At 70.0% G+C, this 25,218-nt stretch carries 17 protein-coding genes; 15 read left to right on the forward strand and 2 right to left on the reverse strand.

The genetic code is table 11. The annotated features are described in order from the left end of the window. The first annotated feature begins 210 nt into the window (after nt 1–210). From ACFYO2_RS21055 to ACFYO2_RS21085, 7 genes are all read left to right on the forward strand, one after another. Nucleotides 211–1,890, forward strand: a complete 1,680-nt coding sequence (locus ACFYO2_RS21055; RefSeq protein ID WP_388350981.1) for an extracellular solute-binding protein — start codon at nt 211–213, stop codon at nt 1,888–1,890. Then, nucleotides 1,890–2,942 (forward strand): ABC transporter permease, encoded by a 1,053-nt coding sequence (locus tag ACFYO2_RS21060; protein WP_388350984.1) that lies wholly within the window; start codon nt 1,890–1,892, stop codon nt 2,940–2,942. Before ACFYO2_RS21055 ends, ACFYO2_RS21060 begins: the two co-directional genes overlap by 1 nt. Next, complete coding sequence (locus tag ACFYO2_RS21065; protein ID WP_388350987.1) at nt 2,939–3,865, forward strand: carbohydrate ABC transporter permease; 927 nt, start codon at nt 2,939–2,941, stop codon at nt 3,863–3,865. The genes ACFYO2_RS21060 and ACFYO2_RS21065 overlap by 4 nt, the downstream gene beginning before the upstream one ends. A 126-nt stretch (nt 3,866–3,991) precedes the next feature. Then, nucleotides 3,992–6,193, forward strand: a complete 2,202-nt coding sequence (locus ACFYO2_RS21070; RefSeq protein ID WP_388350990.1) for a WD40/YVTN/BNR-like repeat-containing protein — start codon at nt 3,992–3,994, stop codon at nt 6,191–6,193. Continuing rightward, nucleotides 6,193–8,175, forward strand: a complete 1,983-nt coding sequence (locus ACFYO2_RS21075; protein WP_388350993.1) for a beta-galactosidase — start codon at nt 6,193–6,195, stop codon at nt 8,173–8,175. Before ACFYO2_RS21070 ends, ACFYO2_RS21075 begins: the two co-directional genes overlap by 1 nt. Further along, nucleotides 8,172–10,391, forward strand: a complete 2,220-nt coding sequence (locus ACFYO2_RS21080) for a glycoside hydrolase N-terminal domain-containing protein (protein WP_388350996.1) — start codon at nt 8,172–8,174, stop codon at nt 10,389–10,391. The genes ACFYO2_RS21075 and ACFYO2_RS21080 overlap by 4 nt, the downstream gene beginning before the upstream one ends. Before the next feature lie 45 nt (nt 10,392–10,436). Beyond that, nucleotides 10,437–11,162, forward strand: a complete 726-nt coding sequence (locus tag ACFYO2_RS21085) for a hypothetical protein (RefSeq protein ID WP_388350999.1) — start codon at nt 10,437–10,439, stop codon at nt 11,160–11,162. Between the two features lie 72 nt (nt 11,163–11,234). Here ACFYO2_RS21085 and ACFYO2_RS21090 read toward each other — a convergent pair whose 3' ends face one another. Then, entirely contained in the window at nt 11,235–13,295 is a 2,061-nt protein-coding gene (locus ACFYO2_RS21090; RefSeq protein WP_388351002.1) for a TIM-barrel domain-containing protein, read from the reverse strand. 74 nt (nt 13,296–13,369) lie between these two features. Further along, on the reverse strand, nt 13,370–14,386 hold the full coding sequence (locus tag ACFYO2_RS21095; RefSeq protein WP_388351005.1) for a LacI family DNA-binding transcriptional regulator: 1,017 nt from the start codon (nt 14,384–14,386) through the stop codon (nt 13,370–13,372). Between the two features lie 339 nt (nt 14,387–14,725). On the opposite strand from ACFYO2_RS21095, the gene ACFYO2_RS21100 reads away from it, so the two are divergent. From ACFYO2_RS21100 to ACFYO2_RS21135, 8 genes are all read left to right on the forward strand, one after another. Continuing rightward, a complete protein-coding gene (locus tag ACFYO2_RS21100; RefSeq protein WP_388351008.1) occupies nt 14,726–15,535 on the forward strand; it encodes an endo-1,4-beta-glucanase in 810 nt (269 codons plus the stop codon). A 182-nt stretch (nt 15,536–15,717) separates the two neighbouring features. Next, nucleotides 15,718–17,649, forward strand: a complete 1,932-nt coding sequence (locus tag ACFYO2_RS21105) for an acyl-CoA dehydrogenase family protein (protein WP_388351011.1) — start codon at nt 15,718–15,720, stop codon at nt 17,647–17,649. 102 nt (nt 17,650–17,751) lie between these two features. Then, a complete protein-coding gene (gene dxr, locus ACFYO2_RS21110) occupies nt 17,752–19,008 on the forward strand; it encodes a 1-deoxy-D-xylulose-5-phosphate reductoisomerase (RefSeq protein WP_388351014.1) in 1,257 nt (418 codons plus the stop codon). Between the two features lie 8 nt (nt 19,009–19,016). Beyond that, on the forward strand, nt 19,017–20,309 hold the full coding sequence (locus ACFYO2_RS21115) for a M50 family metallopeptidase (protein WP_388351292.1): 1,293 nt from the start codon (nt 19,017–19,019) through the stop codon (nt 20,307–20,309). A gap of 214 nt (nt 20,310–20,523) precedes the next feature. Beyond that, nucleotides 20,524–21,681 (forward strand): flavodoxin-dependent (E)-4-hydroxy-3-methylbut-2-enyl-diphosphate synthase, encoded by a 1,158-nt coding sequence (gene ispG / locus ACFYO2_RS21120; RefSeq protein ID WP_388351016.1) that lies wholly within the window; start codon nt 20,524–20,526, stop codon nt 21,679–21,681. Nucleotides 21,682–21,955: 274 nt separating this feature from the next. Next, nucleotides 21,956–22,804, forward strand: coding sequence for a GNAT family N-acetyltransferase (locus ACFYO2_RS21125; RefSeq protein WP_388351019.1), 849 nt, complete (start codon nt 21,956–21,958; stop codon nt 22,802–22,804). Nucleotides 22,805–22,847: 43 nt separating this feature from the next. Then, complete coding sequence (locus tag ACFYO2_RS21130; RefSeq protein WP_388351022.1) at nt 22,848–23,378, forward strand: GNAT family N-acetyltransferase; 531 nt, start codon at nt 22,848–22,850, stop codon at nt 23,376–23,378. Nucleotides 23,379–23,450: 72 nt separating this feature from the next. Then, a complete protein-coding gene (locus tag ACFYO2_RS21135; RefSeq protein WP_388351025.1) occupies nt 23,451–25,157 on the forward strand; it encodes a proline--tRNA ligase in 1,707 nt (568 codons plus the stop codon). Nucleotides 25,158–25,218: the final 61 nt, after the last annotated feature.

The following is a 25,218-nucleotide window of genomic DNA, read 5'->3' on the forward strand; positions in this document are numbered from 1 at the left end:
CCCTGGGTGTTCACTTAACCTCGCAGCAACATCGAAGCGCTTCGACTACTTCGACTACTTCGACAACGAGGACTGCCGCCGGGACAGGCGCGCATTCCCCCGAAGGCCCGAGGTTCCCAGAACCGCTTCAGCTCAGCCAGTTCCACACATGACACCGCAGCCGACGGCTCCACCGCCGGGTGTCCTGGTGCGCCACGAAGGGTTGACGCAATGACGCCGAACGCCGCTTCCGCCTCCTCCGGGCCCAGCCGGAGAAGCTTCCTCGCCTCCACCGCGGTCGCCACCGCGGCGGTAGCGGGCGGGATGCCGCTGCTCTCCGCCTGCGGCGGTTCGGACAGCGGGTCGCGCGAGGGAACCACATCGGGCAAGGCCGCGGACAAGCTGCTCCCGGCGTTCGTCGCCAGCGCGGTCGCCAAGCCGGACCTGCCGTCGAAGAACGGTTCGGCTTCCGGATACACCGGCAAGGTCGACCTCGCGGCCCTCGAAACCTCGGTCCCGGAGAAGCTCGGCACCGGCACCCCCTTCAAGATCATGTCCCCGTTCTGGGGCTCCCCGCCGAAGCCCGGCTGCGCCTACTACACGGCGCTCGACGCCGCGGCGGGCACCAAGATCACCTGGCAGAACCAGGACGGCAACACCTACGGCCAGAAGCTCGGCGCCGTCCTGGCCTCCAGCTCCATACCGGACATGGTGGTCGTGCCGAGCTGGGAACTGGTCGGCAAGATCTCGAACGCGGTGACCGCGAAGTTCATGGACCTCGGCCCCTACCTGGCGGGCGACAAGGTCAAGAAGTACCCGAACCTGGCCGCGATCCCCTCCGACGCCTGGCGCATGGGCATCTTCGGCGGTGCGCTGCGCGGCATTCCGATGCCGGCCGCCACCGCGAACTGGATCACGCAGTTGTACCGCAAGGACATCTTCGACAAGAAGGGCTACTCGGTACCCAAGTCGCCCGACGAGTTCATGAGCTGGGCCAAGGAGGCCACCAGTTCCAAGGCCAAGGTGTGGGCCTGTGGCGACATGTCCTGGAGTGCCTTCAACATCTTCGGCGTCCGCGGCTCCGGGTCGATCGGCTGGGACATCGGGTCCGACGGCAAGCTGACGTACCGCGTCGAGCAGCCCGAATACCTCGAAGCCCTGGAGTGGGTCCGCAAGCTGTTCGACGCGGGTGTGGTCCACCCCGACGACAAGGCGCGCTCGGGCGATCAGGGCCAGCGGTTCACCGCCGGACAGATCCTGGTCTACAACACCAACATCGCCGACTGGTACGGGAAGACCGCCGAACAGGCCCAGTCGAACCCGGACCTCCAGATCGACGCCATCGACATCTTCGGCGCGGACGGCGGCGACCCGACGCTGTACGCGTCCCAGCCCGCCACCATCTGGTCGCTGATCCGCAAGGGCGCCTCGAAGGCGACGATCGAGAACGCGCTGGCCGCCGCCGACTTCTCGGCCGCGCCCTACGGCACCAAGGAGCGGATGCTCGTCGACTACGGCGTCGAGGGCACCCACTACACGGTCAAGGACGGCGTCCCGGTCAAGAACGACCTGGGCAACTCCGAGGTGCTCAACGCCTGGGTGATGCTCGCCGCACCAGCCGCCTACTTCGCCCACCCCGACTTCCCCGAAGTCGCCCGCAAGCAGGTCGAGTGGCAGCAGCGGATGGGCGCCTTCATGAAGAAGACATCCACGTACGGCATGAACATCGTCGAGCCGACCCGCTACGCGAACCTCTCCAGCCAGTTCGAGCAGTTGGAGATCGACTACGTGCGCGGCAACCGGAAGCTGTCGGACGTCCAGGCCGCCATCTCCACCTGGAAGTCCTCCGGCGGCGACAAGCTGCGCGACTGGTACAAGCAGCTCATCGACAAGAACGGCAGCGGCAACTGATGTCCATCACGGCCGGGAGCAGGCCCGACGGGACCCGTCCCCCCGCGGCCGTCGAGGAACCGGCGGCCGCGGTCGCCGCGGCAGTGGCGAAGAAGCGGGTGTCACCCAAGGCGGCGAGGGCGGGCAAGGTTCCCTTCCGGGTCCGGCTGCGCCGCGACCGCACGCTCATCCTGATGACGCTGCCCGTCATCCTCCTGCTCCTGCTCTTCAACTACGTCCCGCTGCTCGGCAACGTCGTCGCCTTCCAGGACTACGACCCCTACGTCTCCAGCAACGGCGTCACGGCGATCTTCCACAGCCCCTGGGTCGGGGTGGAGCAGTTCTCGCGGATGGTCGACGATCCGCTGTTCTGGAGCGCGGCGAAGAACACCATCGTCCTGTTCTCGCTCCAGCTGGTGCTGTTCTTCCCGATCCCCATCGCCCTCGCGCTGGTCATCAACAGTGTGATCCGGCCCCGGGTGCGGGCCGTGGCGCAGGCGATCATGTATCTGCCGCACTTCTTCTCGTGGGTCCTCGTCGTCACCGTCTTCCAGCAGATCCTCGGCGGCGCCGGCATCATCGCGCAGACGCTCGAGGACCACGGCTGGAGCGGCTTCGACCTGATGACCAACGCGAGCCTGTTCAAGTACCTCGTCACCGCGCAGGCCGTGTGGAAGGACGCCGGCTGGGGGATCATCGTCTTCCTCGCCGCGCTGGCCGCCGTCAGCACCGACCTGTACGAGGCCGCCGCCATGGACGGCGCGGGACGCTGGCGGCGCATGTGGCACGTGACGCTGCCCGCGCTGCGCCCGGTGATCGCGCTGCTGCTGGTCCTGCGGGTGGGCGACGCGCTGAGCGTCGGCTTCGAGCAGTTCCTGCTCCAGCGGTACGCGGTCGGCGCGGGGGCCAGCGAGGTCCTCGACACCTACGTGTGGAACATGGGTATCCAGAACGGCGACTTCAGCTATGCGGCCGCGGTCGGCCTGGTCAAGGGAGTCATCGGAGTGTGTCTCGTCCTGGGCGCGAACAAGGTCGCGCACCTGCTCGGCGAGCAGGGGGTGTACCAGAAATGAGCCTCAACACACAGCTCGTCCGCAGTCTCAAGGCCCCCGCCCGACCCGCGTGGGAGGAGGAGCCCGGCAAGGCCGGACTCACCGCCAAGAGCGGCTTCCTGCTCCTGTGCTGCCTGGGGGTGCTCGGGCCGCTGTGGATCGTGATCGTCACCAGCCTCTCCCCGAAGCCGGTGATCGACCGGGTGGGCGGCCTCGTCGTGATCCCCCAGGGCATCACCTTCGTCAACTACACCGAGCTGCTCAGCGGCGGCCAGGTCAGCCGGGCGATCATGGTCTCACTCGGCGTCACACTCTTCGGCACACTCTTCTCGATGACGGTGTCGGTACTCGCGGCCTACGGCCTGTCCCGGCCGGGCAGTCTCGGTCACCGGTTCTTCCTGATGACCATGATGGCGACCATGTTCTTCGGGGCCGGCCTCATCCCGACGTATCTGCTGGTGCAGTCGCTGGGTCTCACCGACACCTATCTGTCGCTGATCCTGCCGAGCGCGGTCAGCGTCTTCAACATCCTCGTCCTGCGGGCCTTCTTCATGGGGATCTCGCCCGAACTCACCGAGTCCGCGCGCATCGACGGGACCGGTGACCTGCGCATCCTGCTGACCATCATCATGCCGCTGTCGCGGGCGGTGCTGGCGGTCATCTCCCTCTTCTACGCGGTCGGGTACTGGAGCGCCTGGTTCAACGCCTCCATCTACCTCACCGACCAGCAGATGATGCCGCTGCAGAACGTGCTCATCCAGCTGGTCCAGAAGAACACCGAAGCGCCGACCGGCCTCCAGCAGGCGGTTCGCACCGGGCAACTCTCCGCCCTGGGACTCCAGATGGCCGTTATGGTCCTTGCCCTGATCCCCGTCGCGGTCGCATCGCCCCTCGTCCAGCGGCACTTCAAGAAGGGCATGCTGACCGGCGCGGTGAAGGGCTGACGCCTGCGCCTTCCCAACGGGGGCTTCTGCCGGTCGATGGCTGCGGGTCTGTGGTGGCCGGTCGCGCCGTTCCCCGCGCCCCTGCCTTGCGTAACCTCCCCTTTCCCAAACAGCGAGGTATGTGTCATGTGCGCGTCCGGGCCTAGTCGTCGTGCCGTTCTTGGTGGGGCTGCGGCCGCTGCCGCGTTCACCGTCGTTCCGTCCTTCCAGGGGCGTGCGGAGGCCGCTGTCTCGGCCACCCCCGCCTACCGCTGGCGCACCGCCGTCATCGGCGGTACCGGATTCGTCACCGGCGTGCTGTTCCACCCGTCCGTACGGGGTCTGGCCTATGCCCGGACCGACATCGGCGGCGCCTACCGCTGGGACGACCGGACCGCCCGCTGGACTCCGCTGACCGACCACCTCGGGTGGGACGACTGGAACCTCCTCGGCGTCGAGGCGATGGCCGTCGACCCCGCTCACCCCGACCGCGTCTACCTGGCCCTCGGCACCTATGCGCAGTCCTGGGCGGGCAACGGAGCCGTCCTGCGCTCCGAGGACCGGGGCGCGACCTGGAGCCGCACCGACCTCACCGTGAAGCTCGGTGCCAACGAGGACGGGCGGGGCACGGGGGAGCGGCTCCTGGTGGATCCGCGCGACAGCGACACCCTGTGGCTGGGTACCCGGCACGACGGGCTGCTCAAGTCCACCGACCGGGGCGCCACTTGGAAAGCGGCGGGCTTCCCCGCCACCGCCACCGGCCAGGGCGTCACCCTCCTCGTCGCCGCCGGCCGCACCCTCTACGCCGGCTGGGGCGACTCGGACGGGACGGCGGCCAACCTGTACCGCACCGCCGACGGCACCACCTGGAAGGCCGTCCCCGGGCAGCCCTCCGGCACCTCCGCCAAGGTCCCGATCCGCGCCGCGTACGACAAGACCACCCGCGAGCTGTACCTGACGTACGCCAACGCCCCCGGCCCCAACGGCCAGTCCGACGGCAGTGTGCACAAACTGCGCACCACGGACGGGAAGTGGACCGAGGTCACCCCCGTGAAGCCGGGCGGGACCACGAGTGACGGCTCCGCCGACACCTTCGGCTACGGCGGCGTCGCCGTCGACGCCTGTCGCCCGGGCACCGCCGTCGTGTCCACGAACAACCGCTGGGCGGCGATCGACACCCTGTACCGGACCACCGACGGCGGCCGTACCTGGACGTCCCTCAAGGACGCCGCGGTCTTCGACGTGTCCGAGACTCCCTTCCTCAAGTGGGGCGCCGACCAGCCCAAGTTCGGCTGGTGGATCCAGGCGGTCGGCATCGACCCGTACGACTCGAAACACATCGTTTACGGCACCGGCGCCACCCTCTACGGCACCCGGGACCTGAAGAACTGGGCCCCGCAGATCCGCGGCCTGGAGGAGACGGCCGTGCGCCAGCTGACCTCGCCCCCGGTCGGGGAGGCGCACCTGATCAGCGGGCTCGGGGACATCGGTGTGATGTACCACGAGCGGCTCACGGCCTCGCCCTCGCGCGGCATGGCGTCGAACCCCGTGTTCGGGTCGGCGACGGGACTCGCGCAGGCCGCGGCCAGACCGGCGTACGTCGTCCGCGCGGGCTGGGGCGACAACGGCAACGGCGCCCACTCGAACGACGGCGGTCAGACCTGGGCGCCCTTCAAGGCACAGCCCGCCATCGCCAAGGACGCACCGGGACCGATCGCCACCAACGCCGACGGCAGCGTGGTGCTGTGGTCCTTCGTGCACTGGGACGGCACGAAGTACCCGGCCCACCGCTCGGCGGACAACGGCGCCACCTGGACCGAGATCCCCTCCTTCCCGAAGGGCGCCACGCCGGTCGCCGACCCGGCCGACCCGACGCGCTTCTACGCATACGACACCGATACGGGAACGCTACTCGCCAGCACTGACAGTGGCCTCTCGTTCACAGCGCGTGCGACCGGACTCCCCTCCGGCGACAGTCAGTTCGAGCTGGTCGCCGCGCCCGGCAGGTCGGGTGACCTGTGGCTCTCCACCAAGACCAACGGCCTCTACCGGTCCACCGACGGCGGGGTCACCTTCGCCAAGGCCGACAGCTGCCGGGCCTCGCACACCCTCGGCTTCGGCAAGGCCGCCGACGGTGCCGACTACCCGGCGATCTACCTGGTCGGGGCCACCGAGGCCATCACCGCCGTCTACCGCTCCGACGACGAGGCCAAGACCTGGGTCCGGATCAACGACGACCAGCACCAGTGGGGCTGGATCGGCGAGGTGATCACCGGTGACCCGCGCGTGTACGGCCGTGTCTACCTCGCCACCAACGGACGCGGCATCCAGTACGGGGAGCCCGCCTGATGCCCACCGAAAACAAGCCGGGGCTGCACGATACGACCCGCGGCCGCATCCTCTACGGCGGCGACTACAACCCGGAGCAGTGGCCCGAGGAGACCTGGCTCGACGACGTCCGCCTGATGAAGGACGCCGGCGTCAACTCCGTCACCCTCGGCGTCTTCTCCTGGGCGAAGCTCGAACCACGGCCCGCAGAGCGGGACTTCGGCTGGCTGGACCGGCTGATGGACCTGATGCACGCGAACGGCATCGGGGTCGTCCTCGCCACCCCCACCGCCTCGCCCCCGCCCTGGATGGGCCACCGCCACCCCGACACCCTGCCCGTCGACCAGGACGGCCGTACCGAGTGGTGGGGCGGCCGTCAGCACTTCTCGCACTCCAGCGCCACCTACCGCCGCTACGCCGCCGCCATCACCGAGGACCTCGCCGCCCGCTACGGCACCCACCCGGCCCTCACCATGTGGCACATCAACAACGAGTACTGCACGTACGACTGGGGCGACGAGGCAGCCGTCCGCTTCCGCGGCTGGCTGCAGGGCAGGTACGGCACCCTCGACGCCCTCAACGAGGCATGGGGCACCGCCTTCTGGAGTCAGGGCTACGGCGACTGGGCGGAGATCCACACGCCCCGCCGCGCCCACTACCTGAAGAACCCCACCCAGGTGCTGGACTTCAAGCGGTTCACGTCCGACATGCTCCTGGAGTGCTACGTCGCCGAGCGGGACATCGTCCGCCGGGCCACCCCGACCATCCCCGTCACCACCAACTTCATGCCGCTGTGGGTCGGCCAGGACGCGTGGCGCTGGGCCGACGAGGAGGACGTCGTCTCGGTCGACCTCTACCCCGACCCCCGCGACCCCTTCGGCGCCCAGAACGGCGCCCTCGTCCAGGACATGACCCGCTCCCAGGCACGCGGCCCCTGGATGCTGATGGAGCAGGCGGCAGGTCCTGTCAACTGGCGGGGCGTCAACCACCCCAAGCCGCACGGCCTCAACCGCCTCTGGTCCCTCCAGGCCGTGGCGCGCGGGGCCGACGCCGTCTGCTACTTCCAGTGGCGGCAGTCCCGGCAGGGCGCGGAGAAGTTCCACTCCGGGATGGTCAGCCACGCGGGGGAGGAGGGCCGGACGTACCAGGAGGCCAAGCAGCTCGGTGCCGAACTCGCCCGGATCAGCCCGGAGGTGACGGGCAGTCACTCGCCCAGCGACATCGCCGTCCTGCACGACTGGCACGCCTGGTGGGCCGGCGCCCAGGACGGCCGTCCGTCCACGCGGGTCGACTACCCCGACCTTCTGAGAGCCTGGCACCGAGCGTTCTGGGAAGCGCACCTCACCACCGACTTCGCCCACCCCGAGCACGACCTGAGCGCGTACAAGCTCGTCGTCGTCCCCCAGCTGTACGCCCTCACCGACGCGGCGATCGAGAACCTCCTCGCCTACGTCCGTGGCGGCGGCACCCTCGTCTCCGGCTTCCTGACCGGCGTCGCCGACGAGGACGACCGGGTACGGCCCGGCGGCATGGACGCCCGGCTGCGCGAGCTGCTGGGCATCCGCACCCTGCACGAGTGGTGGCCGCTGGACGCGGGCGAGAACGTCGAGTGCGGCGGCTTCCGCGGCACCCTGTGGTCGGAGGAGATCGAGAAGGCCGAGGACGGCGAGGTCGAGTCCGCGTACAAGGGCGGGGAACTCGACGGGCTGCCGGCCGTGCTCCGCAAGGGACGTGCCTGGTACGTCTCGACGCTCCCCGAGCCGGACGCGATGCGCGACCTGCTCGCCCGGGTCGCAGCCGAAGCAGGCGCCCGGCCCGTGCTCGACGCCCTCCCCGCCCAGGTGGAGGCGGTCCGCCGCGGTGACCTGCTGTTCCTCCTCAACCATGGGCGCGAGTCCGTGACGCTCGGGGTCCCGGGCACCCGTCGCGACCTGCTGACGGGGGCGACCGTCCAGGACGAGCTCACCCTCGGCCGCTACGGAGTGGCGGTGCTGAAGCCATGAGCGCCGGTCCCGTCCACGGCACCTGGGAGCCACGGCCCGCCGCCCGCTGGGAGGACGCCTTCCTGAGCGGCAACGGCCGGCACGGCGCCATGGTGTTCGGGGATCCGAACGACGAGCGCATCGTCGTCACCCACCACACCCTCGTCCGCCCGAACGGCGCCGAGTACGCCCGCCCGCCGGAGCTCGCCGCCCAACTACCCGCGCTCCAGGACCGGTTGCTCGCCGGGGAGCTGAGTGCCGCCAAGACCTTCACGGATGGCCGAGCCCTCCAGTGGGTGCAACCCTTCCATCCCGCCTTCCAGATACGGCTGCGGAGAGCACCCTCCACAGAACCGCACCACTACCGCCGATCCGTCGACTTCACCACCGGCGTCGCCGCGGCCGAGTGCGCGGGCTGGACCAGCCGGGTCTTCGTCTCCCGCGCCGACGACGTCCTTGTCCAGCAGGTCACCACCCCCGACCTGGACATCTCCCTCGACCACCGGCTCCCGGGCGCACCCCGCGACCTCGCCGTCGGCCACGGCGCCGTCCTCACCCCCGAGGGTGCCCTGCTCACCCTCCGCGCCCGCTACCCCGGCAGCGACCGCGCGTACACCGGTGTGACGCTGATCGTCGTCACCGGCGGCCGTACGACGCTCACGCCTCCCGGTCTGCGGATCACCGGCGCCGAGTCCGTCCTGTTGCTCACCCGCGTCCTGCGTCACACCGGCGACCCGGGTGCCCCGGACACCGACGATCGGGACGCCCTCGCCCAGGCCCGCGCCCTGGGCGACCTGATCCAGGACGAGGAGGACCCGTACACCCGCCTCCTGGACCACCACACCGAGCCGCACCGCACGGCCTACGAGCGCGTCACCCTCGATCTCCTGGCGGACCCCGCCGAACGCGCCCTGCCGGGCTCGGAGTTGCTGGCCCGACCCGACAGCCCCGCCTGCCTGGAACGCCTCTTCGCCGCGGGCCGCTACCACCTCCTCTCCGCCGCCGGGATGTTCCCGCCCCGCCTGACAGGCCTGTGGACCGGCGACTGGAACACGGCCTGGTCGGGCGCGTTCACCAACGACGCCAACCTCAACCTCCAGACCTCGTCCGCCGCGGCCGCAGCCCTCCCTGAAGTCACCGAGGCCCACGCTTCCCTGATCCACCGTCAGTTGGGGGACTGGGCCGACAACGCCCGCGCGATCTTCGGCGCCCGCGGTGTGGTCGCCCCGCCGCACAGCGACGGCGAGTCCGGGCTGACGTACCACTTCAGCCGCGAATACCCGCTCCACCTGTGGACCGCCGGCGCCGACTGGCTGCTCAAGCCGCTCGTCGACCACGACGAGACCCGCGGCGAACGCGACCCGCGCACCGCCCACGCCCTCGCCCAGGTCGCCCTGTTCTACGAGGACTTCCTCACCCGTACGGACGCGGACGGCCACTTGATCGTCGTCCCCTCGTACTCGCCGGAGAACCGCCCGGCGAACGCGAGCTGGGGCGCGATCAACGCGGCCATGGACCTCTCGGCCGCCCGCCACGCCCTCCTCACCGCCGCCGACTACCACCCGGAGCGGGCGGAAGGGTGGCGTGCCCTGGCCGACCGGCTCCCGCCGCACCGGATCAACGCCGACGGCGCGCTCGCCGAGTGGGCCTGGCCCGGCCTCGACGACACCTACGACCACCGCCACCTCAGCCATCTCTACGGCGTCTGGCCGCTCGACGAGATCAACCCGTACGACACCCCGGACCTCGCGGCAGCCGCGTACCGGGCCCTCGAACTGCGCGGCGCCGAGAACGACTCCGCGCACGGCCATCTGCACCACGCCCTGATCGCGGCCCGCCTGCGCGACGGCGAACGGGTCGCGCACGCCCTCGGCCAGGTGCTCAAGGGGGACTTCTTCCACGCCTCCCTGATGAGCGCGCACTACCCGAACCGGGACGTCTACAACGCGGACGCGGCGCACACCCTGCCCGCCGTGCTCCTCGAGATGCTGGTGCAGTCGACGCCGGACCGGCTGGTCCTGATGCCCGCGCTGCCGACGGCGTACCCGACGGGCCGACTCCTGGGCATCCGCACCCGGTTCGGGGCGGAGCTCGACCTCACCTGGAACCAGCACGAAGCGACCGCGGTGATCCGCCCCACGCGCACGCACCGCGTCGAACTCCGCACTTCCTCCGGTGCCGAGCCGCTCGACCTCGTCGCCGGAGAAGACCGCGTCCTCACCCTGGGGACGTGGTAATCCCCTCAATCCCCCGCATTTCCCCCCACCCATGGAAGGGATCCCATGGCAACACGCACCCGCACCCGCATCCTCAGCAGGATCGGCAAGGCCCTGCTGCCCCCGGCCCTCGCGCTCGGGGCCACCGTCGGCCTCGCCTCCGCCCCCGCCTCGGCCGCCGTCTGGAACTCCTGCGACCAGTGGGGCAACACCAGCCTGGGCGGCTACACGCTCTACAACAACATCTGGGGCTCCGGCGCCGGCAGCCAGTGCATCTGGGCCAACTCCGGCACCAACTGGGGCGTGTGGGCCGACCACCCCAACACCGGCGGCATCAAGTCCTACCCCAACTCCAAGAAGGTGATCAACAAGTCGATCACCTCGCTGGGCTCGCTCTCCAGCAGCTACAACGTCTCGGTCCCGTCGTCCGGCGCGTACAACACGTCGTACGACATCTGGGACACGGACTACGACTACGAGATCATGCTCTGGGTCAACAAGACCGGAGCCGTCGGCCCGCTCGGCACCTCGCAGGGCAACGTAACGCTCGGCGGCCACACCTGGACCGTCTACAAGGGCACCAACGGCGCCAACGAGGTCTTCTCCTTCATCCGCACCTCCAACTCCAGCTCCGGCACCGTGAACGTCCTGCCGATCCTGAAGTGGATCAAGGACACCAAGGGCTGGATGGGCAACGAGACCATCGGTGACGTCCAGTTCGGCTACGAGATCACCTCGTCGTCCGGCGGTCTGAACTTCACCACGAACAACCTGACGGTCAGCAGCAGCTGAACCGCATGAGCCCATGAAAGTGCGGCCGGTCCCTCCCCCACGGGACCGGCCGCACATCCGCGCCCGGGGCGGCTACCGCGCCACAGGCAGCCGCGCCCCGTCCCGCAGGAACAGCGGGATGCGGTCCAGCGGGGCGTCGACCGTCACGGTCGTACCGCCCTCGTACGTCTCACCGGTCCACGCGTTGGTCCAGGTCGCGCCCGCCGGGAGGTACGTCGTGCGGGCCGTGGCGCCCGCCGTGAGCACCGGGGCGACCAGCAGGTCCGCGCCGAACAGATAGGCGTCGTCGACCGTCCAGGTCGCCTGGTCCTCGGGGAACTCCAGGAAGAGCGGGCGCATCACCGGCAGGCCCTCCTCGTGGGCCTCGCGCATCACCTTCAGGACGTACGGCTTGAGGCGCTCGCGCAGGCGGAGGTACTGCTCCATGATCGCGCCGGCCTCCTCCCCGTACGACCACACCTCGTTGGGGCCGCCCGTCATGGCCGGGCCCAGGGGCATGCCCGGGTCGCGGAAGCCGTGCAGGCGCATCAGCGGGGACAGGGCGCCGAACTGGAACCAGCGGACCATCACCTCGCGGTACGCCGGGTCGTCCGGGTCGCCGCCGTGGAAGCCGCCTATGTCGGTGTTCCACCAGGGAATGCCGGACAGGGCGGTGTTCAGGCCGGCCGCGATCTGGCTGCGCAGGGTCGCGAAGTCGGTGCCGATGTCGCCCGACCACAGGGCGGCGCCGTAGCGCTGACTGCCCGCCCACGCCGAGCGGTTGAGGCTGATGATCTCTTCCTCGCCGGTCGCGCGCAGGCCCTCGTAGAAGGTGCGGGCGTTCTCGGCCGGGTAGCTGTTGCCGACCTCCAGGCCGGGGCCGGCCCAGTAGCGCAGGTTCTCCTGGAAGCCCGGCTTCAGCTCCGGCTCGCAGGCGTCCAGCCAGAAGGCCGTGATGCCGTACGGCTCCAGGTAGTTCTGCTTCACCCGCGACCAGACGAACTCCCGGGCCTCCGGGTTGGTGGCGTCGTAGAAGGAGACCTGGACGGTGGAGGCGACCTCCTTGTCCGGCCAGTCGGCATGCGCCATCGGGCCGTACTGGGTGCCGATGAAGTAGCCGCGCTGCTCCATGAGTTCGTGGTTCTCGGAGAGGGGGGACACGGACGGCCAGACGGAGACGACGAGCTTGATGCCGAGCTCGTCCAGCTCGCGGACCATCGCCGCCGGGTCAGGCCACTCCTTGAGGTCGAATTTCCAGTCGCCCAGGTGCGTCCAGTGGAAGAAGTCGCAGACGATCACGTCGATGGGCAGGCCCCGGCGCTTGTACTCCCGCGCCACGGCGAGGAGTTCGTCCTGAGTGCGGTAGCGCAGCTTGCACTGCCAGAAGCCCGCCGCCCACTCCGGCAGCATGGGCGTACGGCCGGTCACCGCGCTGTAGTGCCGCTGGGCGTTGGCCGGGGCGCCCGCGGTGATCCAGTAGTCGAGCTGGCGGGCCGAGTCCGCCACCCAGCGGGTGCCGTTGCCGGCCAGCTCCACGCGGCCGATCGCCGGGTTGTTCCACAGCAGTGTGTAGCCGCGGCTGGAGGTGAGGACCGGGATGCCGACCTCGGCGTTGCGCTGGACCAGGTCCAGGACCAGGCCCTTCTGGTCCAGCCGGCCGTGCTGGTGCTGGCCGAGGCCGTACAGCTTCTCGTCGTCGTAGGCGGCGAAGCGCTGCTCCAGACGGTGGTAGCCGTTGCCGACGGCGGTGTACAGGCGCGGGCCCGGCCACCAGAAGTGGGCGCGCGCCTCGGACAGGAGCTCCGAGCCGTCGTCCGTACGCAGAAAGCGGATCAGTCCCTCGGCGTTGACCTCGACGGTCAGCGAGCCGACGGTCAGCACCCCCTGCCCGCCCTCGATCTTCACGGTGGAGCCGGTGCCGGGCGGTTCGTGGAGCAGCGCGCCCGGCAGCCCCTCCAGGATCGGACCGCCGAGCCGCGCCCGGACCCGGACCGCGTCCGGACCCCACGGCTCGATGCGCACGGTCTCCTGGCGGCCGCTCCACTCCAGCGCGCCGTCCCGCTCGCGGAAGGTGCCGACGGTGGGTGACGACTGCGCGAGGCCGACCTGGGGCTGGTCCCCGGCCGGGGGCTGGGTTTCGGCAGGCTGATTCACTTGGATGGCTCCTTGAAGGAGGGCGGGCATGGCGGTGCCCTGGCGGGGCACCGCGTGAGGAGGAAGGTCGGGGGTCAGGAGGTGACGGCCGGGGCGGGCCCCGTGCTCGTCCGTACCGTCAGCTCCGGGGCGATCAGCACGACTTCGTCGATCCCGTGGCCGTCGAGCTTGGCGACCAGACGCTCCACGGCGTGCCGGCCCATCTCCTGCGCGGGGATGGCGACCGACGTCAGCCGCACCGAGGCCTGGACGGCGACCTGGTCGGGGCAGATCGCGACGACCGACACGTCCTCGGGGATGGCCCGGCCCTGCTGGCGGAGCAGGGCGAGCAGCGGCTCGACCGCCGACTCGTTCTGTACGACGAACCCGGTGGTGCCCGGGCGCTCGTCGAGGACCCGGGCGAGGGTCACGGCCATCGCGTCGTACCCGCCCTCGCACGGCCGGTGCAGCAGGCGTACGCCCAGCTCCTGGGCGCGAGAACGCAGTCCGTCGAGGGTGCGCTCGGCGAAGCCGGTGTGCCGTTCGTAGACGGCCGGGGCCTCACCTATGACAGCGATGTCTCGGTGGCCGAGCTTCGCGAGGTGTTCGGCGCACAGCGCGCCCGTCGCCCTGAAGTCGAGGTCGACGCAGGTGAGACCGGAGGTGTCGGCGGGCAGTCCGATCAGCACGGACGGCTGGTCGGTGCCGCGCAGCAGCGGCAGCCGCTCGTCGTCCAGTTCGACGTCCATCAGGATCATGGCGTCGGCGAGTCCGCTGCCGGTGACGCGGCGCACGGCGTCGGGACCCTCCTCGCCGGTGAGCAGCAGCACGTCGTAACCGTGCGTGCGGGCCGTGGTGGCGACCGCGATGGCGATCTCCATCATCACCGGCACGTACATGTCGGTGCGCAACGGGATCATCAGCGCGATGATGTTCGACTTGCTGCTGGCCAGGGCGCGGGCGCCCGCGTTCGGGTGGTAGCCGAGCTCGCGGATGCTCTCCTCGACCCGCTGCCGGGTGGCCCCGGAGATGGACCGCTTGCCGCTGAGGACATAGCTCACCGTGCTCGCCGAGACTCCGGCGTGCTGGGCGACCTCGGCGAGGGTGACCATCCAGCTCTCCAAGCTTTGTGAAGCGCTTCGACAGTGCGCGTTGCGAATAATGGCGGGTGAGGGTGGTTCGACAGTAGCTCCACCGGGGGTGGGTGTCCATAGGTTGTCGAAGCGCTTCGACAGAGACTTGCGAATGTGGGGCCGTGTGGGCGCTGTCCGTGGCCGGCCCGGTGTTTCCCCGGGTGTGGGTTCCTGCCTACCACGCCCGGCCGTGGCGGGCCATGGAACACGGGCGGCGGCCGTGAAGGCGCCGCATGCCCGCCCACCGGTCCGACGGCAACCTTTCGCCGGCCGGCGGCCACTGGCAGGGGATAGCAGGAACCGCTCGGAAGGACCCCCATGCAGCACCGTCGTCCCCGCCTGTCCAAGAAGGCGACGACCCTCGTCGCCACCACGGTCGCCCTCGCGGCCGCGGCCGGCATCACCGTCGCCCAGGCGGACGAGGCCGGCAAGAAGTGCACGGACTTCGACACGATCACGCTCGGTAAGTACTACGTGAACAACAACGTCTGGAACAGGGAGAAGGTCACCGGCACCCAGTGCGTCTGGGACAACTCCCGGTCGGGATCGACCATTTCGTGGGGGACGAGCTACAGCCTGGCCAACAGCGGTGCGGGCAAGGACTACGACGTGAAGTCGTACGCGAGCACCGTCCTTGGCTGGCACTGGGGCTGGAAGGTCGACAAGGCGTCCACCGGCCTGCCGATCCGGGTCGGCGACCGCAAGCCGGTGAGAACCACCTGGGAGTTCTCGCTGAACTCCACCCCCGGCACCATGAACGTCGCCTACGACCTGTGGCTGCACTCCAAGAACACGGCCGACTGGCAGGACCAGCCCACCGACGAGGTCATGATCTGGCTCAACCGGCAGGGCGGTGCGGGCCCGCTGGGCACGAAGTACGGCAGCGTCAGCCTCGGCGGCGCGATGTGGGACATCTACCGGGGCGACATCGGCTGGAACGTGTACTCCTTCGTCCGCCGGGCCAACACCACGAAGGCGTCGTTGAACCTGGACGACTTCACCCAGGCCCTGGTTCGCCGCGAACTCCTGAGCAACGACAAGTACGTCTCGGGCATCGAGTCCGGCACCGAGGTCTTCAAGGGGACGGGCCGCCTGGACACCAGGGCGTACTCGGTCGACATCGGCTGAACGGCCACGGGAGGGCCTGTCCGGCCCATTCCCGTCGTTCCCCAGGCAGGCAGGCAGGCGGGAATGGGCCGGACAGGCCCTAGGGGTGGTGGGGTCGGACGGGATCGGGTAAATACGATCGGGTAGAACCCGTTGGTAACCATACGGTCCCAAGATCCCGATTCGCGGCGAGGTGAGCCTCAATGTCCGCAGCACCCACCCAACCCACCGTCACCGAGCGTGAAGCACGCCAGGTGGCGGAGGCAGCCCGGGAACAGGTCTGGCGCAAGCCCAGCTTCGCCAAGGAACTGTTCCTCGGCCGCTTCCGGCTCGACCTCGTCCACCCCCACCCGATGCCGCCCGACGAGGACGCCCAGCGTGGCGAGGAGTTCCTCACCAAACTGCGCGACTTCTGCGAGACGAAGATCGACGGGGCCGTGATCGAGCGCGACGCCAGGATCCCCGACGACGTCATCAACGGGCTCAAGGAGCTCGGCGCCCTCGGCATGAAGATCGACACCAAGTACGGCGGTCTGGGCCTCACCCAGGTGTACTACAACAAGGCGCTGGCTCTGGCGGGCTCCGCCAGCCCGGCGGTCGGGGTGCTGCTGTCGGCGCACCAGTCGATCGGCGTACCCCAGCCGCTGAAGCTGTTCGGCACGCCCGAGCAGAAGGAGACGTTCCTGCCGCGGTGCGCCCGCACCGACATCAGCGCCTTCCTCCTCACCGAACCGGACGTGGGCTCCGACCCGGCGCGGCTCGCGACGAGCGCGGTGCCCGACGGGGACGAGTACGTCCTCGACGGGGTGAAGCTGTGGACCACCAACGGCGTCGTCGCCGACCTGCTGGTCGTGATGGCCCGGGTGCCGAAGAGCGAGGGCCACAAGGGCGGCATCACCGCCTTCGTCGTCGAGACGAACTCGCCCGGCGTCACCGTCGAGAACCGCAACGCCTTCCTGGGCCTGCGCGGCATCGAGAACGGCGTCACCCGCTTCCACCAGGTCCGCGTCCCCGCCGCCAACCGCATCGGCCCTGAGGGCGCGGGCCTGAAGATCGCCCTCACGACCCTCAACACGGGCCGGCTGTCGCTGCCGGCGTCCTGCGTGGCCGCCGGCAAGTGGTGTCTGAAGATCGCCCGCGAGTGGACAGCGGCCCGCGAGCAGTGGGGCAAGCCGATCGCCCACCACGAGGCGGTCGGATCGAAGATCAGCTTCATCGCGGCGACGACCTTCGCCCTGGAGGCCGTACTGGACCTGTCGAGTCAGATGGCCGACGAGAACCGCAACGACATCCGTATCGAGGGCGCGCTGGCCAAGCTGTTCGCCTCCGAGATGGCCTGGCTGATGGCCGACGAACTGGTCCAGATCAGGGGCGGCCGGGGCTTCGAGACCGCGGAGTCGCTGGCGGCCCGCGGCGAACGCGCGGTCCCCGCCGAACAGGTCCTGCGCGACCTCCGCATCAACCGCATCTTCGAGGGCTCCACCGAGATCATGCACCTGCTGATCGCCCGTGAGGCGGTCGACGCCCACCTGTCGGTCGCGGGTGACCTGATCGACCCGGAGAAGTCCCTTTCGGACAAGGCGAAGGCGGGCGCCCAGGCCGGCGTCTTCTACGCCAAGTGGCTGCCCAAGCTGGTCGCGGGACCGGGTCAACTCCCGAACTCCTACAACGAGTTCAAGCGCGAGGTGGACCTCTCCACGCACCTGCGCTACGTGGAACGCACCGCCCGCAAACTCGCCCGCTCCACCTTCTACGCCATGTCCCGCTGGCAGGGCCGGATGGAGACCAAGCAGGGCTTCCTCGGCCGGATCGTCGACATCGGCGCCGAGCTGTTCGCGATGAGCGCGGCCTGCGTGCGCGCCGAACTCCTCCGCTCCACCGAGGACCACGGCCGCGAGGCCTACCAACTGGCCGACGTCTTCTGCCGCCAGTCCCGCATCCGCGTCGAGGAACTCTTCGGCCGCCTGTGGACCAACACCGACGACCTCGACCGCAAGGTCGTCAAGGGCGTGCTCTCGGGCACGTACGAGTGGCTGGAGGAGGGCATCGTCGACCCGTCGGGCGAGGGACCGTGGATCGCGGACGCGACACCGGGACCCAGCAAGAAGGAGAACGTCCACCGCCCGATCCGCTGACCGGCCCACGACAGGGAGTCAGTCCTCCCCCTCGTCGCCGCGTGCGGGGGACGAGGGGGACTCCCTGTCCTCACACACCGTCCTTACGGCCACAATGGAGGGATGACGGACAGTCCAGCCCCTCTCGCCGACCCGCACCTCGTCTACGACCCGGTCGCGGGCGACGGGCCGAAGGACGTGGTGATCCTCGGTTCCACCGGCTCGATCGGCACTCAGGCCATCGACCTCGTGCTGCGCAACCCCGACCGGTTCCGGGTCACCGGGCTCTCGGCCAACGGCGGCCGGGTCGCCCTCCTCGCCGAGCAGGCGTATCAGCTGCGGGTGCGGACCGTCGCGGTCGCCCGCGAGGACGTCGTACCGGTGCTGCGCGAGGCGCTCAGCGCCCAGTACGGGACGGGCGAGCCGCTCCCCGAGATCCTCGCCGGGCCCGACGCTGCCACCCGGCTCGCCGCCTGCGACTGCCACACCGTCCTGAACGGCATCACCGGCTCCATCGGCCTCGCCCCGACCCTCGCCGCCCTGGAGGCGGGCCGCACCCTCGCGCTCGCCAACAAGGAGTCGCTCATCGTCGGCGGCCCGCTGGTCAAGGCCCTCGCCAAGCCCGGGCAGATCATCCCGGTCGACTCCGAGCACGCGGCGCTCTTCCAGGCGCTCGCGTCCGGCACCAGAGTGGACGTACGCAAGCTCGTCGTCACCGCCTCCGGCGGTCCCTTCCGCGGCCGCACGAAGGCCGAGCTGGCCCAGGTGTCGGTCGAGGACGCCCTCGCGCACCCCACCTGGGCCATGGGCCCGGTGATCACCATCAACTCCGCGACCCTCGTCAACAAGGGCCTGGAGGTCATCGAGGCACACCTCCTCTACGACATTCCCTTCGATCGGATTGAGGTGGTCGTACATCCCCAGTCGTATGTCCACTCGATGGTTGAGTTCACGGACGGATCCACGATCGCGCAGGCGACGCCCCCCGACATGCGCGGGCCGATCGCCATCGGCCTGGGCTGGCCCGAACGCGTCCCCGACGCGGCGCCCGCCTTCGACTGGAGCAAGGCGTCGACCTGGGAGTTCTTCCCGCTCGACAACGACGCGTTCCCGTCGGTGAACCTGGCGCGACACGTGGGCGAGCTCGCGGGCACGGCCCCGGCGGTGTTCAATGCCGCCAACGAGGAGTGCGTGGAGGCCTTCCGGGCCGGCGCGCTGCCGTTCGACGGGATCATGGACACCGTGACCCGGGTGGTGGACGAGCACGGCACCCCGCGCACGGGAACCTCGCTCACCCTCGCGGACGTCCTCGAAGCGGAGACCTGGGCGCGGAACCGGGCCCGACAACTGGCGGCACAGACGGCGGAGGCCCGTGCATGACGACCCTGATGTTCATCCTCGGCATAGTGGTCTTCGCGTTCGGCCTGCTGGTCTCGATCGCGTGGCACGAGCTGGGGCACCTGTCCACCGCCAAGCTCTTCGGCATCCGCGTGCCGCAGTACATGGTCGGCTTCGGCCCGACCGTCTTCTCGCGCAAGAAGGGCGACACCGAGTACGGCATCAAGGCCATCCCGTTCGGCGGCTACATCCGCATGATCGGCATGTTCCCGCCGGGGCCCGACGGCCGCCTGGAGGTGCGTTCCACCTCGCCCTGGCGCGGCATGATCGAAGATGCCCGCTCGGCCGCCTTCGAGGAACTCCGCCCCGGTGACGAGAGCCGCCTCTTCTACACCCGCAAGCCCTGGAAACGGGTCATCGTGATGTTCGCGGGCCCGTTCATGAACCTGATCCTCGCGGTGGCGCTGTTCCTCACCGTCCTCATGGGTTTCGGCATCTCCCAGCAGACCAACACGGTCAGCTCGGTCTCCCAGTGCGTCATCGCCCAGAGCCAGAACCGCGACGAGTGCAGGAAGTCCGACCCGGCCTCCCCGGCCGCGGCCGCCGGCCTGAAGGCGGGCGACAAGATCGTCGCCTTCGCCGGCGTCAGGACCGACGACTGGAACCGGCTCTCCGACCTCATCCGCGCCAACCCGGGCAAGGAGGTGCCGATCGTCGTCGACCGCAAGGGTGAGGAAGTCACCCTGCACGCGAAGATCGCCTCCAACCAGGTCGCCAAGAAGGACTCCAGCGGCCAGTACGTCCAGGGCGAGTACGTCACCGCCGGCTTCCTCGGCTTCAGCGCCGCCACCGGCATCGTCAAGCAGGACTTCGGCGACTCCGTGACCTGGATGGGCGACCGCGTCGGCGACGCCGTCGACTCCCTCGCCGCCATCCCCGGCAAGGTCCCCGCCCTGTGGGACGCGGCCTTCGGCGACGGCCCGCGCGAACCGGACTCCCCGATGGGCGTCGTCGGCGCGGCCCGTGTGGGCGGCGAGATCTTCACGCTCGACATCCCCCCGACCCAGCAACTGGCCATGGCCCTGATGCTGGTCGCGGGCTTCAACCTCTCGCTCTTCCTCTTCAACATGCTCCCGCTGCTGCCCCTCGACGGCGGCCACATCGCGGGCGCCCTGTGGGAGGCCCTGCGCCGCAACGCGGCGAAGGTGCTGCGCCGGCCGGACCCCGGTCCGTTCGACGTCGCGAAGCTGATGCCGGTCGCCTATGTCGTGGCGGGGATCTTCATCTGCTTCACCCTCCTCGTCCTGGTCGCGGACGTCGTCAACCCGGTGAGAATCTCCTAGCCATACGGAGTTCACGGCGGCCTGGAAGGCTCTCTTCCGGGCCGCCTTCCGTTTCGGCTCCCTTCGAGTGTGTTTGCGGCCGATGGGGTCCCCCCGCCGAGTGCATCCGAGGTGCGGGAGTGCTCGTGCCCAGGCACGTGCCGTAATCTCGAAGCCTGGAGCCCGCCGCTGACGGGACCGGGACCTTGATCCACGACTTGGGGTTGCACAGCAGATGACTGCGATTTCTCTCGGCATGCCGTCCGTTCCGACCAGGCTCGCCGAGCGCCGGAAGAGCCGGCAGATCCAGGTCGGAACCGTGGCGGTCGGCGGCGACGCCCCGGTGTCCGTGCAGTCGATGACCACGACCCGTACGTCCGACATCGGCGCCACGCTCCAGCAGATCGCCGAGCTCACCGCCTCCGGCTGCCAGATCGTCCGCGTGGCCTGCCCGACCCAGGACGACGCCGACGCCCTCGCGACCATCGCCCGCAAGTCGCAGATCCCGGTCATCGCCGACATCCACTTCCAGCCGAAGTACGTCTTCGCGGCCATCGAGGCCGGCTGCGCCGCGGTTCGGGTGAACCCCGGCAACATCAAGCAGTTCGACGACAAGGTCAAGGAGATCGCCAAGGCGGCGAAGGACCACGGCACCCCGATCCGCATCGGGGTGAACGCGGGCTCGCTGGACCGGCGCCTGCTCCAGAAGTACGGCAAGGCGACCCCCGAGGCGCTGGCGGAGTCCGCCCTGTGGGAGGCGTCCCTCTTCGAGGAGCACGACTTCCGGGACATCAAGATCTCGGTGAAGCACAACGACCCGGTCGTCATGGTCGAGGCGTACCGCCAGCTCGCCGCCCAGTGCGACTACCCCCTCCACCTCGGTGTGACGGAGGCCGGCCCCGCCTTCCAGGGCACCATCAAGTCGGCGGTGGCCTTCGGCGCGCTGCTCTCCCAGGGCATCGGCGACACGATCCGGGTGTCCCTGAGTGCTCCTCCGGTGGAGGAGGTCAAGGTCGGCAACCAGATTCTGGAGTCGCTCAACCTCAGGCAGCGCGGCCTGGAGATCGTCTCCTGCCCGTCCTGCGGCCGCGCCCAGGTCGACGTCTACAAGCTGGCCGAGGAAGTCACCGCCGGCCTGACCGGCATGGAGGTCCCGCTCCGCGTCGCCGTCATGGGCTGCGTCGTCAACGGCCCGGGCGAGGCCCGCGAGGCCGACCTCGGCGTCGCCTCCGGCAACGGCAAGGGGCAGATCTTCGTCAAGGGCGAGGTCATCAAGACCGTCCCCGAGTCGAAGATCGTCGAGACCCTCATCGAGGAGGCCTTGAAGCTGGCCGAACAGATGGAGGCGGACGGCGTCGCCTCGGGCGAGCCGTCGGTCGCGGTAGCGGGCTGACGGGCTTTCGGGCGCCGCAGGAGACTTCACCTCGCAACGCCGGTCAGGCGAATCCAGCCCGTCGTGGGGGTCCCCCCGCTCGAGCGAAGCCGAGAGTGGGGGAGTTTGAGGACGAGGCCCTTTCGGGCCGACGCGGGGTCTGGGGCGGCAGCCCCCAGGGACGGGACGGGCAGCCGAGGGGTCGCCCACAAGCGAGCGGCACCACAGGGCGGCGCCGCTCAGCTTCCGCAGGTACAGTGCGGAGATCAGCAGACCCCAGTGTGAGGCCCCGCCCGTGTTGACCCAGACCACCTCCCGGGTCCTCGAACCGAGCGACCTGGATGCCGCGCTCGCCGTCCTCGACCGTGAGCCGGTCGCGAACGCCTTCGTGACGTCCCGGGTGCAGGTCGCGGGACTCGACCCATGGCGGCTCGGCGGCGAGATGTGGGGCTGGTACGAGGACGGCATGCTCACGTCCCTGTGCTACGCGGGCGCCAACCTGGTCCCGATCTGTGCGACTCCGAGGGCCGTGCGGGCCTTCGCCGACCGCGCCCGCAGGGCCGGCCGCCGCTGTTCCTCCGTCGTCGGCCCGGCCGAACCCACCTCCCTGCTCTGGCGGTTGCTGGAACCGAGCTGGGGCCCGGCCCGTGAGGTCCGCCCCCACCAGCCCCTCATGGTCACCGACCGCGTGTCCACCACGATCGCCCCGGATCCCTATGTCCGCCGCATCCGCAAGGACGAGATGGACACGATCATGCCGGCGTGCGTGGCGATGTTCACCGAGGAGGTCGGCGTCTCGCCGATGGCGGGTGACGGCGGGCTGCTGTACCAGGCCCGGGTCGCCGAACTCGTCGCCGCCGGCCGCTCCTTCGCCCGCCTCGACGCGGACGGCAAGGTCGTCTTCAAGGCCGAGATCGGTGCCGCGACAGACCGCGCCTGCCAGATCCAGGGCGTGTGGGTCGCCCCCGAGTACCGGGGGAGGGGTCTGGCGGCTCCGGGCATGGCGGCGGTACTGCGCTACGCGCTGGCGGACGTGGCCCCGGTGGTGAGCCTGTACGTCAACGACTTCAACACGGCGGCGAGAAGGACGTACCGGCGAGTGGGCTTCCAAGAGGTCGGCGAGTTCATGAGTGTCCTGTTCTGACCGGCCCCACCTCCGCCGAAACCCCCCCTGTAGGCTCCCCGACATGGACCTCGTCATCGGCCCCTTGGACCTCTCCATCCACGTGGACGAGGCCCTGGCCGTCCAAGCCCTGGCCTTCGGTCTCGGCCCCGACGAGGTCGCCGTACGCCGCCAGATCGTCCTGCGCCACATGACCTACCCGGGAGCAAGGGCCTTCGGCGCCACGGTCGCAGGCCGCCTCGCCGGATTCGTGTACGGCATGCCCAACGACCGCACCCACTGGTGGTCGACCGTCGTGGAGCCGTACCTCCGCGCCAGACACTGCGACGACTGGCTCGACAACTCCTTCGTGATCACCGAGCTGCACGTCCATCCGCACCACCAGAACCGTGGCATCGGCCGCGCCCTGATCACCACGATCACCGACACCGCCGCCGAACCCCGTTCGATCCTCTCCGCGATCGACCAGCACAGCCCGGCCCGCGGCCTCTACCACTCCCTCGGCTACCAGGACCTCGCCCGCCAGGTCCTCTTCCCCAGCGCCCCCAAGCCGTACGCCGTGATGGGCGCCCCCCTGCCGCTGCGCCGCCGCTAACCGATTTCCACCGGCATCGGCCTCCCGGCTAACCTCCTGGCATCACCCTTACGCAGCAGGAGTACGAGAACCATGGCGAACGCACCGGTCCAGCGCATGTCCCAGTTGATGGCGAAGACGCTGCGCGACGACCCGGCGGACGCCGAGGTCCTCAGCCACAAGCTGCTCGTCCGCGCCGGCTACGTCCGCCGCACCGCGGCCGGCATCTGGAGCTGGCTGCCGCTGGGCAAGAAGGTCCTCGCCAACGTCGAGCGGATCGTCCGCGAGGAGATGGACGCGATCGGCGCCCAGGAGGTGCTGCTCCCCGCGCTGCTGCCGCGTGAGCCGTACGACGCGACCGGCCGCTGGGACGAGTACGGCCCGGAGCTGTTCCGCCTGAAGGACCGCAAGGGCGGCGACTACCTCCTCGGCCCGACCCACGAGGAGATCTTCACGCTGATCGTGAAGGACCAGGCGTCCTCCTACAAGGACCTGCCGGTCATCCTCTACCAGATCCAGCACAAGTACCGCGACGAGGCCCGCCCCCGCGCCGGCATCCTGCGCGGCCGCGAGTTCCTGATGAAGGACTCCTACTCCTTCGACACCGAGGACGAGGGTCTCGCCCGGTCGTACGCCCTGCACCGCCAGGCCTACCAGAAGGTCTTCGAGCGTCTCGGCCTCGACTACCGCATCTGCGCCGCCACCGCGGGCGCGATGGGCGGCTCGAAGTCGGAGGAGTTCCTCGCCCCGGCCGACGCCGGCGAGGACACCTTCGCGGACTGCCCGAACTGCGACTTCGCGGCGAACACCGAGGCGATCACGTACGAACTCCAGGAGCGGGACAGCTCCGAGGTTCCGGCCGCCGAGGAGATCCCCACCCCCGACACCCCGACCATCGAGACCCTCGCCGCCTCCCTCGGCGTCCCGGCCTCCGCCACGCTCAAGAACCTCCTCGTGAAGGTCGACGGGGAGATCGTCGCTGTGGGCGTCCCCGGCGACCGCGAGGTCGACCTGGGCAAGGTCGAGGCGCACTTCGCCCCGGCCACCGTCGAGATGGTCACCGAGGCGGACTTCGCGGGCCGTCCGGACCTGGTCCGCGGCTACGTCGGGCCGCTGGGCCTGGAGAAGGTCAGGTACATCGCCGACCCGCGCGTGGCGCCGGGCACCGCGTGGATCACGGGCGCCAACAAGGAGCACACGCACGCGAAGAACGTCGTCGCGGGCCGCGACTTCCAGGTCGGCGAGTACGTCGACGTCGTGGTGGTGCAGGAGGGCGACCCCTGCCCCAAGTGCGGCACCGGCCTCAAGCTGGACCGTGCCATCGAGATCGGCCACATCTTCCAGCTGGGCCGCAAGTACGCCGACGCCCTCAAGCTCGACGTCCTCGGCCAGCACGGCAAGCCCGTCCGCGTGACCATGGGCTCCTACGGCATCGGCGTCTCCCGCGCGGTCGCCGCCCTCGCCGAGCAGACCGCCGACGACAAGGGCCTGTGCTGGCCGAAGGAGGTCGCGCCCGCCGACGTGCATGTCGTCGCCGCGGGCAAGGCCCTGCAGACCGAACTCGCCCTCGACGTCTCCGGCAAGCTGGCGGCGGCGGGCCTCCGCGTCCTGGTGGACGACCGCGCCGGTGTCTCCCCGGGCGTGAAGTTCACGGACTCCGAGCTGATGGGCGTACCGCAGATCCTGGTGGCCGGCCGGCGGTCCGCCGAGGGCGTGCTGGAGCTGAAGGACCGCCGGACCGGTGAGCGCGAGGAGCTGACGGTCGAGGAGGCGATCGCCCGCCTGACCGCTACCGCGTGATTCGGAGGCGCCTGATTCAAAGACACATCTCGGCGGCCGCCGGGGCGGCGGTCACGCTCGC

The organism is Streptomyces sp. NPDC006602 (genome assembly GCF_042870385.1).
Classification (GTDB): Bacteria; Actinomycetota; Actinomycetes; order Streptomycetales; family Streptomycetaceae; genus Streptomyces.

Coding starts and splice junctions, on each gene's coding strand:
- ACFYO2_RS21075 (WP_388350993.1), top strand. CDS start 6,193: ATGCCCACCGAAAACAAGCCGGGGCTGCACGATACGACCCGCGGCCGC.
- ACFYO2_RS21060 (WP_388350984.1), top strand. CDS start 1,890: ATGTCCATCACGGCCGGGAGCAGGCCCGACGGGACCCGTCCCCCCGCG.
- ACFYO2_RS21080 (WP_388350996.1), top strand. CDS start 8,172: ATGAGCGCCGGTCCCGTCCACGGCACCTGGGAGCCACGGCCCGCCGCC.
- ACFYO2_RS21065 (WP_388350987.1), top strand. CDS start 2,939: ATGAGCCTCAACACACAGCTCGTCCGCAGTCTCAAGGCCCCCGCCCGA.
- ispG (WP_388351016.1), top strand. CDS start 20,524: ATGACTGCGATTTCTCTCGGCATGCCGTCCGTTCCGACCAGGCTCGCC.
- ACFYO2_RS21105 (WP_388351011.1), top strand. CDS start 15,718: ATGTCCGCAGCACCCACCCAACCCACCGTCACCGAGCGTGAAGCACGC.
- ACFYO2_RS21070 (WP_388350990.1), top strand. CDS start 3,992: ATGTGCGCGTCCGGGCCTAGTCGTCGTGCCGTTCTTGGTGGGGCTGCG.
- ACFYO2_RS21100 (WP_388351008.1), top strand. CDS start 14,726: ATGCAGCACCGTCGTCCCCGCCTGTCCAAGAAGGCGACGACCCTCGTC.
- ACFYO2_RS21135 (WP_388351025.1), top strand. CDS start 23,451: ATGGCGAACGCACCGGTCCAGCGCATGTCCCAGTTGATGGCGAAGACG.
- ACFYO2_RS21115 (WP_388351292.1), top strand. CDS start 19,017: ATGTTCATCCTCGGCATAGTGGTCTTCGCGTTCGGCCTGCTGGTCTCG.
- ACFYO2_RS21130 (WP_388351022.1), top strand. CDS start 22,848: ATGGACCTCGTCATCGGCCCCTTGGACCTCTCCATCCACGTGGACGAG.
- ACFYO2_RS21085 (WP_388350999.1), top strand. CDS start 10,437: ATGGCAACACGCACCCGCACCCGCATCCTCAGCAGGATCGGCAAGGCC.
- ACFYO2_RS21055 (WP_388350981.1), top strand. CDS start 211: ATGACGCCGAACGCCGCTTCCGCCTCCTCCGGGCCCAGCCGGAGAAGC.
- dxr (WP_388351014.1), top strand. CDS start 17,752: ATGACGGACAGTCCAGCCCCTCTCGCCGACCCGCACCTCGTCTACGAC.
- ACFYO2_RS21095 (WP_388351005.1), bottom strand. CDS start 14,386: ATGGTCACCCTCGCCGAGGTCGCCCAGCACGCCGGAGTCTCGGCGAGC.